Genomic DNA, 15,198 nt, shown 5'->3' with positions numbered 1-15,198 from the left:
TTATGCCTCCTTCAACAGTGGAACTTTAATTTCAATACTGGTTCCTTGATTTTTAAAACTAATAATTTTCAACGTTCCGCCAACGGCACTTACCCGTTCTCGGATATTCATCAAACCATAGCTGCCGGCCTTTTGATCTTGTGGATCAAAGCCAACACCGTCATCGATCACCCGCAACAACACGTTATTATCAATGCGATGCAAGTAAACTTCCAACTCATTGGCCTTGGCGTGACGCAGTGTATTAGATAAGAGTTCTTGGATCACACGAAAGAGTTGATCTTCAATCGAACTAGGCATCGTAAAGTCTTCAATATCCCAAGTCAATAGAATTTTGATTTTGGTCTCTAATTCTTTTAACAATTGCTCGATTCCTTGCTTTAGACTCTTCCCTTCCAAAGTAACAGGTCGTAGATGAAGCAAGAGCGCTCGCATTTCAGATTGCGAAGCATTGATAATGTCTGTGACCATAGCTAACTGTTTCTTTTGGCTTTCTGGTGCATCTGTTCGAATCGCTTGCTCATTTAGTGCAGACATCATCATCATGGCGGCAAACAGCTGTTGAGAAACAGAGTCGTGCAATTCACGAGCCAGACGCTGCCTTTCTGCTTCTAAAATCTCTTCTTTCGTCTGACCATCAACAAACTGCGGTTTCGCATTCAATTGCTGTAATTCCATCGACATCTGTTTCATCTTCGATTGAATACTAGCAATATCACGATCCACATTCGCAATCAAATAGTTTTCAGACGCATGGGGGATTTTTGTTTCCAATAAAGGGCTATCGATATAGCCGCTGGCTAACAGTCTTAACTTTTCTTCCACCGGACCGTATTGACGGTTGCGAAAAAAAGAAATCAGTAAAAAGACAGCTAAAGCAATCAATGCAGATATTACAAGTAAGTGAAAGACGATTGGGATAAAGAAGAGCTTGATTTGAAAGACTTCTATCAGCCAATTATTTTTCCCACTGGCATACAAATAGGAAAACAGCATCAAAATCATGGTGAAAAAACTTGCTAATCCTGCATAAAAAGCGATCATGCCTCTTGAAAATTTCCCGATCATACCCGAATCACCTCAACATCACCAACAAGGGTATTCGTCAAGATTTTCAAACGCCGACTATTTTCGCCATAATCCGGGCTGTAGATCGTCAATTTTTCATTTTTCAAGCTCGTTTCTTCGCCTTCAAAGATAACGGAGCCAATAAAAGTACTGTGCTCTAATTTGATTGCTATACCAGCAGGCACTAAAATACGAGTTCTGCCAAAGCCTTTTCGTACGATCACGACGTTTTCTTTCTTAGGCAATAAAGTGTTGCCTAGATCGATGAAAGTGTCTCCCGTCAAGATATCTAAATTGATATCGTCCCATTCATAGACTTGACTGCCGATCCGTTCATTACCTAACCATTGCTGCTTTTGTTTCAGTGGATGATCAGCTTTGGGTTCTTCAGTTTCAACGATAATCATTTGTTTTTTGCGCCAGAATGAATTTTTAGTTAAGTCGATTCCGGTAATCTCGACTCCTTTTAAACCAATAAATAAAATCGCAAAAATCAGCATCAGCCACAGTGCTGGACTATTTAACAAACTGATCAAAATAGCAATGGAACTTGAGACCATCAAGAAATTTTTAAAATTGCTCTTGCGCTCACTTCGGTTCACAAGGACCAAGCACGTCACACCAAGTATTAATAAAAATAATAATGGCGGATTAGATAAAATTTGCCATACCGCAAAAAGCAGTAAGAGCGCTTCAACAATAAAGAAAAAACGCCAAGGACTTTTCATTCAAGCTCCTCCTCCTAGTAATTCTACTCTATCATACCTGAAAAAAATGGTTTGTCCATCCGTCGCTGGTCCGAAAAAAGACCCTGTTTGATCAAATTCCCTAAAGGAGAATGAACAACAGGGTCAACTAGATTGATCGAGTGATCAAGCAATTAGCTTTTCTTTACTTCTGTGATTCTTACTTGCATATCTCCGCCTGGCGTTGAGATCGTCACTTCATCATTGACTTTTTTCCCAATCAAGGCACGAGCGATTGGTGAATCATTGGAAATTTTACCAGAAAACGGATCTGCTTCAGCACTACCGACGATCATGTACTCTTCTTCGTCACCATCAGGCAACTCAACAAAAATCACTGTTTTCCCGATGGAAACTTCATCAGAGTCTACACCCTCATTATCAATGATCTCTGCAAAACGAATCATATTTTCTAAAGTAGTGATTCGGCCTTCGACAAACGCTTGTTCATCTTTAGCAGACTCATACTCTGAGTTTTCGGATAAATCGCCAAAACTGCGGGCTACCTTGATACGTTCAATGATTTCGCCGCGTTTTACCGTTTTCAATTCTTCTAATTCTTGTTCTAACTTTTCTTTTCCTTCAAGTGTCATTGGGTAAACTTTTTCTACCATAGTTCTTTTCTCCTTTTAGTAACTTCTAATAAATCGCAAAAGGTAATCTTTTGCGATGAGTCCACAAAAGATTACCATGCTTTTTTTTAAATGTAAACTATAAACCTATGAAAATTTAATTTGAGGTATTGTTTACATATTGTTCCACTAATTGCATATGCTGTTCATAGGTTTCCGCAAAGTAAACTTCTTGGGTTTGAATGTCAGCAACGAAATAATAGTAGTTGTTCGGTGTTGGATCTAAGACCGCTTGGATCGCTGCTTCACTTGGATTATTGAATGGTCCTGGTCCATATCCGGTATGCACATAGAGATTAAAAGGAGAGTCAACTTGAGTATCTTCATACGTGACTAGCTCTTTGTGCTCACCTAACGCGTATAGAATCGAAATATCCGATTGCAGCGGCATATCAATCGCTAAACGATTGAAGAATACCTGTGCGATATTTTTACGATCTTCTAGCTTACTGCCCTCTTTTTCAACAAGTGATGCCAAAGTAAGGACTTCTTGAACCGTCATTTCTTTTTGAGCGATTTGATCGAAATATTTTGACAAGACTGAATTTGACTTATCCACCATTTGGGTAACGACTTCTTCTAGGGTATTCCCTGTATAGTAGTCGTAAGTTGCTGGGAACAAGTATCCTTCTAGTCGGTAACGCACACCTTGCGCATCGCCGGCGCTTGCTAAAAGCTCAGGATAGGTTTCTTTCATTTTTTCAAAGAACTCATCGCTTTCCATCAAAGCTAAGAAATCGTCTTTCGAGATATTCGTTGCTTCCGCTAGAGCATCACCGATTTGATCAACATCAAATCCTTCTGGAATCGTCACTTTTGCATCAGAGGTGACCGAGCCTTCGCCATTTTGCAACTGCTCACTTATCGCTTCCAGTGTCATATTAGGTGAAAAATGATATGTTCCTGCTTGAAAGCCCGTCAGATTATTAAATTTTGTGTAATAATTAAAAATCATTCCACTTTTGATAATATTCTCATCCTCTAAGATCTCACCAATTGCTTTATTCGAAGAACCGCTTGGAATAACAATCGTCACCTTCTCAGTATCATCGGGATCTAATGGCTGCAAACTTGAAGTAACATATCGATAAGCTGAGAAACCTAATATTCCGCCGATTACTAAGAAAACAAGAACAACAATCAACACGATCTTATTAACTATTTTGTCTTCCTTGCTGCGCTGCAATCTGCGTTGGTTTTTTTCAGAAACAGTTTCTTGCAAACTTTCTGAAGAAGCAGAATGATTTTGTTTCTCTTCTATATGTTTACTCTTATTTAGATGATTACTACGAGATCCCACAGAATCGTCATCCAAGAAGCTGTGTTCAGATATCGATTCTTTTTTTAAACTTGATTCTTTTAAAGACTCCATAACTTTCTCTTTAAAAGAATCTTCTGGATGTTGTTTAGACAAAACAACTCCTCCTTAATTTCTTCTTTTTGACTTGTATCATTATACATGAAAACTCATCAGAAAGAAATGACATTCTTTTTTTTACTTAAGCATTCTGCTCATTTAAAACTTTTATAATTTTTCACCGGTCACGTTTTGCACAATGTTTTTTGCGATATTGTCCAAATTGTTTCTTATTCTCGCAACATCTGAAGGATTGGAGATAAAGCCAAGTTCCATTAAGCGATACTCAATCCCTCTAGATCTGAAAATATTTAAATTCAATAAGTCTTGTCTAAAACTCAACCCATTCGAATTAACAAATGAAGGATGCCAGCCGACATAGGTCCGAATGGTATTCGCTAGCCCGATATTAACTGAATTGGATCCCCCTGGTCTCACTATGACGTGCCCCCCAGAAGCTCCGATACCTCCGCTATCTAGATGAAATTCTGTAACTGAAGTGATTGCATTACTTACAAGGTGTGCTCCTTGTCCGTTTCGAGTGTCAGTAAACATATCGCGTGACACATCATAAAAATTAATTCTGCTTTCTTTCAATTGATTGGCATACTTCCGCAAATATGGAAGCAATTCATTTCTTGTAAAGTCTCGCTCATTTGTCCCGCTTCCCACTGCTCCCGGGTCAATCCCTCCGTGTCCCATTACAAATAGAAACTCTTGCATTTCGATATACGGTTTGGTTGTCGATCCTGGTGCCGGTTGATTTTTAGGAACAAGTTTTATTTCGAGAGACTCAACACGTTTTGCTAACGAACTCGTTCCAGCCCGCTGATCATTTCGAGCCCAATCAAGCCAACCATAAGTCTGGGAATGCACTCGATAATAAATATCATAAAGCAATGAGATATTGCCGGTCAGTCGAATTTGGAGTGCTTCGATCCGTTTCGCCTCACCTGTTGTACCGGCTGTACTCCCATTAGATTGATACCCTTGCCAACCATAGGTTTGGACATGCGTACGATATTCTATTCCACCTGTAACTGGTGAGTTTTCTAAACTTAGCTGGATTGCTTCCAGTCGTTTTGCCTGACCAACTGTTCCAATACTCGCTTGGCCCGGATTAATCGTCGTCGACCATCCAAAAGTCTGAACATGTGCACTCAAATGAATACTTGGTGTTTCAATTGTTTCGTAGGAGATAAACGGCATCGTACTATCTCCTGGCGGCGCCGTTCCTTTTTGCACAAGTTGAACTTCAATTGCTTCTACTCTTCGTGAGAGCGCGACACTTCCCGACATTTGATCGTTTTTCGCCCACCCTAACCAGCCAAACGATTGAATGTGAACCCGATAATAGACATCAAATAATTGAGACAAGGTTCCTGTCAAGCGGATCTGAATCGCTTCTATCCGTTTAGCTTCATTTGTTGTACCTGCAATTGCACCATTCGTTTGGTAGGATTGCCAACCATAACTCTGAACATGTGCACGGTATTCGATATCTCCATCATAAATATTATTATCTAAACGAAGCTGAATCGCTTCTAGTCTCTTTGCTTCTCCAGTAACACCTCCAGAAACAAGACCGCTCGATTGGGAGTCTTGCCATCCGTAAGTTTGAACATGCGAAGATAAATGAAGCGAAGGTTGGGTTACATTGTCAGTTGAAACATAAGGTTTATCAGTGCTCCCGGGTGCTGGACTACCTTTTTCCACTAGCTGAATTTGGATAGATTCTAGTCTTTTAGCAAATCCAGAAGTACCCGCTTCATTCCCGTTTTTCGCCCATCCAAGCCAACCAAACGTTTGTGAATGGACGCGGTAATAAATATCATAGTCCTCCGCTAACTCATCGGTCAAATTAATTTTGACTGCCTCAAGGCGCTTAGCTTCACCAATCGTTCCAGAAAATTCGCCATCTCTTTTTTCGCCTAAATCCCAGCCATAAGTTTGAACATGCGTGGAATAAACGATACTACCTTTCAGTTCTGTGCTGTCTGGATCAATAGCGAGCGACATTCCCTCCAAACGCTTCGCCTGTCCAACTGTACCACCAGTAACATTACTAGCTGGTGGTACTTGTGTTTCCCCATCTGTTTGTATATGTACCATTAGTTTCAAGTTGGGTAAACCTTTTGCGGATTTTAATTCAATATCATCCTCTTCACTGGAAGAAGACGTCGTCTGCTCTGTCGTAGAATCAAACGTACTTGAAGATGATTCTGTTATATCTTGCGTACTTGAGTCACTTACTGAAGTTGAACTTGTACTTTCACTATTTGTTGTAGAAGTACTATCCGACATTTCCGTCGTTTCTGTAGATCCGCTTTGATAATTTGAATCAGTACTGCTGGTTTGCTCATTTGTCAAACTCTCTGAAGCGTTACTTGTCATTTCTTGTCCTACAACGTTCGTTTCAGCAAGTCCAATGATTGGACTGAAACTGCTCGCAAGGATTACTAGAACCAGAAAGAAATTAGCCAACCTTTTTTTCATATGAATTACTCACTCCTTTTTAATTAGATGCGATTTTTTATTTGAATACCACAAGATTTTCTTGAGTATAGCAAATCTAAAAGACAGATTTTATTTTTTTGACTTCCCCTGTAATCAACAAACATGAAACCAATAGAATTAACCATAAAATACCTTTGATTACCAGTAAGACGAAATAGTTCGTGTCGATCGTGATGAGATGATCGAACAAAAAGAGAGCAGCTGCTAAAACGACACTGATACATACTGGGCTGATCAGCTGCTTCAAAACATCTGAAAGTTTTCCTTCTAAGACTTTTGTCATTAAAATCCAGTAGGAGGTGAAAAAATTTAAGATATACGCTGCACAAACAAAGGCAGCCACATAAGTTATCTTCGAGAAATTGATTCCAACCAATGTTAAACTAAGAATCAAAAAAGTTGAAATCATTCCCGTTTTCAATAATGTTTTTGAATGGTTTCTTGCCATAAATATGCTTCCAGTTGCAGAAGTAAGCATCTGCGCCCATATACTAAATGCCAATATTGAAAAAGGAACGACAGCGGCATACCAGCGAGAACCAAAGAGAAATAGGATTATTTCCTCAGCATTCATTACCATAAAAATAGTTAATGGAAATGCGATTAATCCTAGGACATGGACAATTTTTAAAAACGTTTCTCGTATCAACTTCACATCATCTTGATGGTGTGACAAAACAGGTTGCAGAACTGGGGAAATAATACCTAAAAATACCGTATTGGGCATAGTAATCATTTGATAACTCTTTTGATAATTTGCTAAGGGCACGGGACCTAAAAATCGTCCAATTAGTAAATTATCTGAATTACGGGAAAAATAATTTAATATTGTAAAACCTAATTGGTTTTTTGCGAATGACCATAGTACTTTAAAAGGTTGCGGGTCTAAACTTTTTGTGTACTTGATCTTAACTACAGCAAAATTAGCAAACAGCGTAGCAATTGCAGGAATAGCGGCACTTAAAATCAATGCATAAACGCCAAAGCCAGCAAAAGCTGAGGCAATACCAAAGATTGCACCAAAAAGATTACAGAACAAGAGCCTCAAATTAAGGGTTCGAAATCTCAATTCTTTATTTAAAATTGCCGTTGGTACAACGTTCATTCCTTCTGAGAATACAATGATCGACATAAACCAAAATAGCGATTTATAGATAGAATTATTATAGATAATCGCAACAAAATGGCCGAACAACCCAAAACCGACAGCTAACAGAAACGCAAACAGAACTGTATAGTTAAAAACTATGCCATAATCTTCTTCCTTCATCTCTTTGTTCTGAATGATCGCCGGACCTAGGCCAGCTGTCACAAACATTTGGAAAAATACTAGGAAAACTTGAACATTCGCTACCACCCCAAATTCTTCAACTGGTATTAATCTTGACAGTACAACGTTTATCAGCAATTGGATCAAAACATTGCTGTACTGTCCGATTGCTGTAAAAATCATACCTGATCTAAAAGCATTTCTCATCTAGATACTCATCCTTCTCTTTAAGTCTTCATTTGATAACGAAAACAATCCGCTCATTAATGATAAGTTCTTTTTTGAATATCTTAACTTAAAAAGATATGATTTCTTCAGATTGTCATTATATAATAGGTCACTCGAAGCATCTTCTTTGTGGTAAATACTCAACGCTGGTATATACAGTTGCTTGTATCCAAGTCGCTGACAAAGGATTGCCAAAAAATCTTCTTCAAAATAAAGAAATGTTTCCGGGTAAAAGCCAACATAGTTTCTCAAATAATTTTCGGTAAAAAAGATTGCTGCACCATGAAGTGTCTTCTCGTAAGGATCTAGTATTTCCTGGGGCTCTTCCGAAAAAGAAGCTGATTGATTCGTGCTGTTCTGATCTGGCATCAATTTTTTGAGGTGTTGATAGATATTTAATTTCAATGAACTTTCCAACAAAAATAACTTCAATCTAGGGAGAATCAAATCCGTTTTCTTTTTTAGATTGACATTTAACGTATTTTGGTTCTTTCCGTCTCTGGTGATAATTTTTGTACCAATCATTCCAATATCCTCGTTGTATGATATTGAAGCTAATCTTTCTAAATAAGTTCTATCTTCAAGGAGAGTGTCACCATTAATAACCAGGACCCTTTCAATTCCTTTCTTTCTAAAAATTGATAGACCAAAATTATTTCCTCTTGCAAAGCCAAGATTTTCTTTCGTCTGTACAACGGTTACCTGTTCTGAATCTTCATAGTTATCTGATAAACGTTTGAAGGAATCATTCGGAGAATCATTATCTACGATTAGGATATCTATCTCTTTAAAGGTTTGATTCATTAAAGATTCCACACACTCAATTGTATCTTGAAAAGCTAAATAATTAAGAATTAAGATTCCTATTGTTTTCTTCATTTCACTGATCCTACTTCTATATGATTTTTTTTATTATTCTTGCTAAAATACTTTTTTTCCCATTCTCTTTATTCTTATAAATCATACTTACTGCAGTGAGAAAGACTTTATAAAGAAAATAGTTTTTATAGAGAATCTGTCTTACGGCATTCTCTTTTGCATATTCTTGATTCATCGAAAATATTTCTCTAATCAACTGATTAGAAAGCGGGGTTTTATCCTGAATACATTTTACTGCAATAAAATCATTCAGATTCAGTGCTTTTTGATAAAAATGCCCTAATGCTTCAGGATGTTTCTCTTTAAAAAAGTTCTCAGTTAACCTATTTTTCTTTAACACATCAAAATTCTTCTTGCTTATCTTACTCGTTAAAGTTGAATTTTCTGTTGTTCGGTAATAATAGCTTTTACTATCAACCAATGCAATCTTCGTTATCTTGTCAATCAATTCATAGAAAAACAACCCATCCTCATAAATGATTCCTTCAGTGAATGAAAGGTCTTTGAGCAGTTCCGTGTTATACAGTTTTACTGTTGGAGAAACTGCTGGAAAATCAGAATCGTACAATTCGTCAATTAGTCTTAAAAATGTCCCTTCAACAATTCTAGGAGGATTGACCACAGCAAAGTTCAACTCGGTTTCTTCTTTGGTAAACTTGCACATAGCAACTTGAACATCACATGTTTTAATCGCATGCATCAATTCTTCACAATAAATCGGTGTAACAAAATCATCGCAGTCAATGAAAGCAATAAATTTGCCACTGGCATACGAAATTCCTGCGTTTCTAGCGCTTGATTGGCCACCGTTACTCTTACTGACTAATCGAATAACTCTGGATGTGTTTTTCTTTATGACTTCATTAACTACCTCTATTGAATCGTCTGTTGAGCCATCATCAACAACGATGATCTCTATGTTTTTATAGGTTTGATTCATAAGACTAGTGAGACATTCACCTATATATTTCTCTCCGTTATACATTGGAATTATTATACTGATTTTCTCATCCATTATTTTGTACTCCTCAAATAGTCAATTACAGGCTTAAAGGTTTTTTCAAAAGTAAAATGACTAAGACCATATTGAAAAATAGCTGCGCTTAATTCCTTTTTTGAAGAATTTTCAAGCATTGAATCGTACCACTCAATTAAGCTTGGAATATCGATTGGTGTATCATCGCTCGGTACACGATAATAAAACGGAAGATCACAATTATCCAAATCAGTTTTCACTCCAGAAACAATCGGTAACCCTTTCGCCAAATACTCTTTTCCTTTTAGACTACTATTATAAGTCACTCCAGATCGATGACGGGCTAAAGAGTCAATCCCAATATCTGCATTCTGATAAAACTGATCCAATTGAGAAAATTCTACTCTGCCTAATAACTTCACTTTTTCTTCTAAGTGGTAATCAGAGACCAGCTTTTTATAGTCCTTTAAGACAGGACCATCCCCGACTAAAGTGAACATGACGTTTCTCTTAGCATCAGATGAATTATAGTATTCGTGCAGTCCCTGAATGACGCGATCATATCCATGGTAGAAACAAAGTGCTGCGACCCCTAGTAATCGGATTGCACCATCTCCCTCATTACTGCCTTCAATCGGACTAGCAAAGTCGTATGCATTCGAAAGATTGATACATGGTACATCAAAAATTCTTTCATCATCCGAAAAAGTCAGAACTCGATCAACGTAGTGTTTTAAATATGGTGTCCAGAGATGTTCTTTGGCTTGAATGTCCCATTTTACAATTCCTTTAAATTCATTCATATAAGGATATGTTGGAATTTCTAATAGGACAATAATCGATGGATTCATTGTCTTGATTTTCTTTAATAAATCGATAACACTTTTATCAAAAACCGCACTTTTTCTAATGTAAACGAAGTCGTACTCTTGCCAATTTATTTTCTCTTTTAAAAAAAACTGTCTTGAAAAAAAAGGAACTAGGTTTACAAACAGATGACCTATATTCCTTTTTGGGTTTATTAAGGGTTTCATGGAAAAACCATTTTTTTCAAACTCTTCAATTTGCCGATTGATCTTCTTTTGAATTCCACCAGCATGCGTTAAATCTTGGGAAAAATAAATGCCCTTCATTTTTCTCCTTCTTTCATTTCTCTAATTTCCTTTTTCAAAAAAGATAACTCTTGTGTTAAAGTTTTGACTTGTCTTTGCGTATTTATCAATGCAATACTAGTTGTTAAAGTGATAAACAATAAAAAGGCAGTTAAACTATATAATGCTAAAGAAGTGAGTGTACTGATCCCTAGAAAGTGGGCAATCGTCGTCCCTACTTTGGGAAATAATGCACCGATCAACATTATTATTCCCAGTAAAAGCCATTTGTTCATTTGACGTACTTCTGCATGATCTTTACGAATCAAATAAACAGTTAAGACAAAAAAACCTAATGCTAAAAAAATAGCAATAATTTGTAATTGAACAGGCATTAGGATTCCTCCTTTTTAATCAAAGATGCAATCAGAATAGCCAAAGAGACATTAACCATATACGCTGCCGAGTCGAAAAAATGAATACTCGAGCGACCAGTCGTTCTTTCGAACATGTTTACCCCAATCTCTTTCACCCGGATGTTTTTGGCTACTAAATGCATGTAGCTTTCAGGTTCCGGATACTGGCTCGGATATCGATGGGCAAATTGTCTGATTACTTGCCGGTTTCCTGCTCTGAAACCACTCGTTACATCTTTGACGCGCATTTTTGTCAGAAGGTAAATAAGTCCTGAAAGAAGCTTGATTCCTAATTGTCTTGCACCAGTAGATTTAAACGTCGACGTGCTGTCTTCTACAAATCTGGATCCGACGGTAAAATCAGCCTGATTATTGATAATCGGTTCAACCAACTGACTTAAACTTTCAATATCGTGCTGTCCATCGCCATCATATTGAATCGCGATATCATAATCGTGTTCTAATGCATACAGATATCCCGTCTGCACAGCTCCTCCAATACCTAAATTGTTCACCAACTCGACATGATGAATATTGTTTTCCAATAATACCGCTTCCTCATTGTCTGTAGACCCATCATTGATAACAAGATAATCTAAATTATATGGTGTTTTTTTTCTATACTCGAGTACCTTGTCGATTACTTGGACAATACCTTCTGCTTCATTATATGCTGGAATAATCAGTAAAATTCTTGGATTCACGATTTACACCCTAACTTTTCTTATAATTGATTGCTTTTTTGATTTTTCACGTAAAATTTCATGAGAAAAGAAGCAATAGTTTTCCCCCAATAACGTTTGTACATTTCCAATTCTTCTGCTTCTCTCGTTTTATCCAGGGTTGTTGCAGTTGTTTCAGATTCTTCGTGAATTCTATGATACATTGCATTTTTTGGGATGTAACAAATGTTTTCCGGCCGCTTCATGATTCTTTCCCATGCATCCCAATCTACTGCCATTCGCATCTGTTCATTAAATTTGAAGTCATTGAGCACCCGCAAATTATATGAAACAGCTGGACAACAAATAAAGTTCCCAAACGCATATATTCGCCTTTGATACCACTTTGATTGTAATAACCCCATTGTTTTTAAACCGAACGTTTTAATTTTAAGATTTATTGATCTTTTTCTGATTTGACTTTCTTGATCGATTTCCTTATAATCCGTAAACACAATACTTGTTTGATTATTATTTTCGAACGCATCAATGACGCTTTCACCATACTCTTTTAAATAGATGTCGTCTTGATGAACGATCGTCGCATATGGCGTATCAACAAAAGACAATGCATTGTTCCAATCTCGTCCGATACTTCCGCCTGAACTAGTAAACATAGGTATCTCATAAGAGTTGGCAATCTCTGTTATATAAGTATTTGGTGTACTTGTGTACAAAATCAGCTTGGACTTTCCTTTTTTCAGACTCGTCTGATTTAAACAAGAAAGTATACATTCTTTTAAAAAAGAAGACTCTTTATAAGCGCAAATAACAAATGTATGCATGAATATCCCTTTCCATGAATTGTTAAGAGTTTTAAATATCCAATTCTAAAAAATTATACTCGACTTTTTAGTAATTCTCAACAAAAATTAAAATCCCGAAAAAAACTTAAAGAAGACAAACTCTCATTAATTGGCAAAAAATAAAAAAAAATAAGGATTCCACGCCTTTTTTTAAGTTTTTCTTTTGGAGACTTGTCATTATTCTAGTATACTATATATAATATGTATTTGGAGGTACAGGATGCTTTTTTCAATCTTACTTTTTATTCTCATACTCTTTTTAACAGCAAATAGAAGCTTTTATCGCCGAATTTCGCTTTCTCTATTTTGTGCCGTTTCTCATCTTTCATTCACGGCATTTATTGCACGATCACTCGGCTTAACTGAATTAAGAAAAAATCTCTTATCTTTTAGTTTCCTTTCAACCAAGTCCGCAGTCACTGGTGTAAGTATCCTTGTTTTTCTTTTTCTCTTATCAACGGTGCTGATTATCAAAAAAACAGGTCTGATTGACAGAATATTTCAATCCTTGACCTGGCGTCTTCAACTTTCTTTTTTTATTTTTTCACTACTAGTATTCATTGGAGCACTTGCGGGAAACAGTGCCGTTTGGACGAAAAATTTTTTTGGTAATGTAGGCATTAGTGAAATTCTTTACACTTTGTCTCAACCCTTGACAGGAACAGATGCGGGTCAAATTTATACGTTCATTTTGGGTCCTTTATTAAATTCTATTATTCTCACACTTAGTTTTCTAGTAATCCTATACTTGCTACTCTATGCTCTATCTTACAAAAAGTTTCAGCAAATTAAGTTAACCAAAAAGACGAGTTTCTTTTTTGCCTTCATTAGTGTAAGCCTCACTATATATGGTTTTTTCTTTGGTATACAAACATTGGGCTATGCAGAACTAAAAGCATATTTTTTTGAGAAATCAACGATTTACGAAGATTTTTATGTGGACCCGAATGATGTTGCGCTTACCTTTCCAGAACAAAAAAGAAACCTTATCTATATTTACGTCGAATCATTAGAATCAACGTACTTATCCATTGACCTTGGCGGAATGCAAGAAGTCAATCTATTACCAAATCTCACAGAATCAGCTTATGCAGATGGACTAAATTTTTCGCACCAAAGTACTTTCGGCGGTGCTCGTCAAGTTCCTGGTGTTGGTTTTACAGTAGGAGGAATGGTTGCCCAAAGTTCTGGGGTTCCTCTGAGAGTCTCTGGTGGCTATAACGAAAATGAATATGGCAATACTTCATCTTTTATGCCTGGTGTCACCACAATCGGTACCATTTTAGATCAAGAAGGATACAATCAAACACTGTTAATCGGTTCCGATGCAAGCTTTGGCGGCAGAGATAAATTTTACTCTCAACATGGAAATTACCAAATAAAAGATTATCAATATGCCATCGATAATCAATGGATACCGTCTGACTATAAAGTCTGGTGGGGATATGAGGATGAGAAACTTTTTGAGTTTGCTAAAAACATACTTATAGAAGATTCTCAGTCAGAAGAGCCCTTTAATTTAACGCTTCTAACAGCTGATATGCACTTCCCAGATGGTTTGATGACCGAAAATACACCTAAACTTTTTGAACAGCAATATAGTAATGTCATCCACTATTCAGATTATATGTTAGGTAATTTTATACGATGGGTTCAGCAACAGTCTTTTTATGATAATACTACTATCGTAATTGCCGGTGACCACCTAAGCATGGATCCCTCTTTTTTTAATGGTATCCCTGAAGATTATGAGCGAACTGTCTTCAATCTCTTTATTAACTCACCGGTAACAACCTTGAATAATACCAATCGTTCTTTCAGTACATTGGATTTGTTTCCGACCACTTTATCTGCATTAGGTGTTTCCATTGAGGGAAATCGATTAGGCTTAGGAACAAATCTATTTTCAGAAGAAATGACTCTAATGGAAAAATTAGGGTTTGATGAATTCTCTAATGAACTTAGTAAGACATCAAGCTTTTACAATCAGCAGATTATGCAAGGATCAGACCTTGAAGTTAAATAATAAATTGCTAAATCACACCAATCACTACGATAAATTTTTACTATATAATTGAATATACTAACCAGTCTTTTAGTAGTGTCAGTAAAAACTCAATTATTTTTTACTGACACTATTTGATATGGTCGAGGAAACAACTCTACAATAAAGATATCGTAAAATCTGATCATTTTGTTTATGATAGCATTAAATCTCTGACATATTCACCTATCAAGCAATTTTTATTGCTAATAGAATTAAACAGCTTTTTTAAAGCCTTGTTTGTATTTTTTTACTTTAATACTCGATCCCTACTATTTCTAGGGGTAAGCGGTCCGTGAAATAGTAAACTTTTAACTGAAAAAATAAAAAAGACAAGGTTGCAATTGTTGCCGGCCTTGTCTTTTTACTGGCTCTATAATTTATGGGACTGATGAATCAGAATTGATTCTTCAGCCCCATTTTCATTTTAGGTATTAAAAAACATA

The 15,198-nt window shown here is 36.6% G+C and carries 13 protein-coding genes; 1 reads left to right on the top strand and 12 read right to left on the bottom strand.

The window, feature by feature from the left end:
- The 12 genes from ACI3E5_RS11895 to ACI3E5_RS11840 form a co-directional block, all read right to left on the bottom strand.
- Complete coding sequence (locus tag ACI3E5_RS11895; protein ID WP_325844912.1) at nucleotides 1–1,068, bottom strand: sensor histidine kinase; 1,068 nt, start codon at nucleotides 1,066–1,068, stop codon at nucleotides 1–3.
- Nucleotides 1,065–1,796 carry a cell wall-active antibiotics response protein LiaF gene (gene liaF, locus ACI3E5_RS11890; protein WP_325844911.1) on the bottom strand — a complete coding sequence of 244 codons (732 nt, stop codon included), beginning with the start codon at nucleotides 1,794–1,796 and terminating at the stop codon, nucleotides 1,065–1,067. Before liaF ends, ACI3E5_RS11895 begins: the two co-directional genes overlap by 4 nt.
- A gap of 152 nt (nucleotides 1,797–1,948) precedes the next feature.
- Complete coding sequence (gene greA, locus ACI3E5_RS11885) at nucleotides 1,949–2,428, bottom strand: transcription elongation factor GreA (RefSeq protein WP_005229556.1); 480 nt, start codon at nucleotides 2,426–2,428, stop codon at nucleotides 1,949–1,951.
- A 115-nt stretch (nucleotides 2,429–2,543) separates the two neighbouring features.
- Entirely contained in the window at nucleotides 2,544–3,818 is a 1,275-nt protein-coding gene (mltG, locus tag ACI3E5_RS11880) for an endolytic transglycosylase MltG (RefSeq protein WP_498855872.1), read from the bottom strand.
- Nucleotides 3,819–3,971: 153 nt separating this feature from the next.
- The gene (locus tag ACI3E5_RS11875; protein ID WP_325844909.1) at nucleotides 3,972–6,299 is read right to left on the bottom strand and encodes an N-acetylmuramoyl-L-alanine amidase; all 2,328 of its coding nucleotides are present in this window, start codon (nucleotides 6,297–6,299) and stop codon (nucleotides 3,972–3,974) included.
- A 76-nt stretch (nucleotides 6,300–6,375) separates the two neighbouring features.
- Nucleotides 6,376–7,797: a lipopolysaccharide biosynthesis protein gene (locus ACI3E5_RS11870; RefSeq protein ID WP_142965296.1), complete on the bottom strand. Its 1,422-nt coding sequence runs from the start codon at nucleotides 7,795–7,797 to the stop codon at nucleotides 6,376–6,378.
- Nucleotides 7,798–8,697 carry a glycosyltransferase gene (locus ACI3E5_RS11865; RefSeq protein ID WP_074535125.1) on the bottom strand — a complete coding sequence of 300 codons (900 nt, stop codon included), beginning with the start codon at nucleotides 8,695–8,697 and terminating at the stop codon, nucleotides 7,798–7,800.
- Between the two features lie 16 nt (nucleotides 8,698–8,713).
- Nucleotides 8,714–9,712 carry a glycosyltransferase family 2 protein gene (locus ACI3E5_RS11860; protein ID WP_325844906.1) on the bottom strand — a complete coding sequence of 333 codons (999 nt, stop codon included), beginning with the start codon at nucleotides 9,710–9,712 and terminating at the stop codon, nucleotides 8,714–8,716.
- Nucleotides 9,712–10,806 carry a glycosyltransferase gene (locus ACI3E5_RS11855; protein ID WP_213334064.1) on the bottom strand — a complete coding sequence of 365 codons (1,095 nt, stop codon included), beginning with the start codon at nucleotides 10,804–10,806 and terminating at the stop codon, nucleotides 9,712–9,714. Before ACI3E5_RS11855 ends, ACI3E5_RS11860 begins: the two co-directional genes overlap by 1 nt.
- Nucleotides 10,803–11,159 carry a DUF2304 domain-containing protein gene (locus ACI3E5_RS11850; protein ID WP_074535123.1) on the bottom strand — a complete coding sequence of 119 codons (357 nt, stop codon included), beginning with the start codon at nucleotides 11,157–11,159 and terminating at the stop codon, nucleotides 10,803–10,805. The genes ACI3E5_RS11855 and ACI3E5_RS11850 overlap by 4 nt, the downstream gene beginning before the upstream one ends.
- The gene (locus tag ACI3E5_RS11845; protein ID WP_005229540.1) at nucleotides 11,159–11,884 is read right to left on the bottom strand and encodes a glycosyltransferase family 2 protein; all 726 of its coding nucleotides are present in this window, start codon (nucleotides 11,882–11,884) and stop codon (nucleotides 11,159–11,161) included. The genes ACI3E5_RS11850 and ACI3E5_RS11845 overlap by 1 nt, the downstream gene beginning before the upstream one ends.
- Nucleotides 11,885–11,904: 20 nt before the next feature.
- The gene (locus ACI3E5_RS11840; RefSeq protein WP_325844901.1) at nucleotides 11,905–12,687 is read right to left on the bottom strand and encodes a glycosyltransferase; all 783 of its coding nucleotides are present in this window, start codon (nucleotides 12,685–12,687) and stop codon (nucleotides 11,905–11,907) included.
- A gap of 241 nt (nucleotides 12,688–12,928) precedes the next feature.
- On the opposite strand from ACI3E5_RS11840, the gene ACI3E5_RS11835 reads away from it, so the two are divergent.
- Nucleotides 12,929–14,734 (top strand): LTA synthase family protein, encoded by a 1,806-nt coding sequence (locus ACI3E5_RS11835; protein WP_325844899.1) that lies wholly within the window; start codon nucleotides 12,929–12,931, stop codon nucleotides 14,732–14,734.
- Nucleotides 14,735–15,198 lie beyond the last annotated feature (464 nt).

Origin of the sequence: Candidatus Enterococcus avicola, from assembly GCF_047470845.1 — a bacterium.
Classification (GTDB): Bacteria; Bacillota; Bacilli; order Lactobacillales; family Enterococcaceae; genus Enterococcus_D; species Enterococcus_D casseliflavus.
Note: the sequence above shows the minus strand (reverse complement) of the source record. Positions and strands in the feature narration are given on the sequence as shown.

Coding starts and splice junctions, on each gene's coding strand:
- ACI3E5_RS11895 (WP_325844912.1), bottom strand. CDS start 1,068: ATGATCGGGAAATTTTCAAGAGGCATGATCGCTTTTTATGCAGGATTA.
- ACI3E5_RS11860 (WP_325844906.1), bottom strand. CDS start 9,712: ATGGATGAGAAAATCAGTATAATAATTCCAATGTATAACGGAGAGAAA.
- ACI3E5_RS11855 (WP_213334064.1), bottom strand. CDS start 10,806: ATGAAGGGCATTTATTTTTCCCAAGATTTAACGCATGCTGGTGGAATT.
- ACI3E5_RS11850 (WP_074535123.1), bottom strand. CDS start 11,159: ATGCCTGTTCAATTACAAATTATTGCTATTTTTTTAGCATTAGGTTTT.
- ACI3E5_RS11875 (WP_325844909.1), bottom strand. CDS start 6,299: ATGAAAAAAAGGTTGGCTAATTTCTTTCTGGTTCTAGTAATCCTTGCG.
- ACI3E5_RS11865 (WP_074535125.1), bottom strand. CDS start 8,697: ATGAAGAAAACAATAGGAATCTTAATTCTTAATTATTTAGCTTTTCAA.
- mltG (WP_498855872.1), bottom strand. CDS start 3,818: ATGGAGTCTTTAAAAGAATCAAGTTTAAAAAAAGAATCGATATCTGAA.
- ACI3E5_RS11870 (WP_142965296.1), bottom strand. CDS start 7,797: ATGAGAAATGCTTTTAGATCAGGTATGATTTTTACAGCAATCGGACAG.
- greA (WP_005229556.1), bottom strand. CDS start 2,428: ATGGTAGAAAAAGTTTACCCAATGACACTTGAAGGAAAAGAAAAGTTA.
- ACI3E5_RS11835 (WP_325844899.1), top strand. CDS start 12,929: ATGCTTTTTTCAATCTTACTTTTTATTCTCATACTCTTTTTAACAGCA.
- ACI3E5_RS11840 (WP_325844901.1), bottom strand. CDS start 12,687: ATGCATACATTTGTTATTTGCGCTTATAAAGAGTCTTCTTTTTTAAAA.
- liaF (WP_325844911.1), bottom strand. CDS start 1,796: ATGAAAAGTCCTTGGCGTTTTTTCTTTATTGTTGAAGCGCTCTTACTG.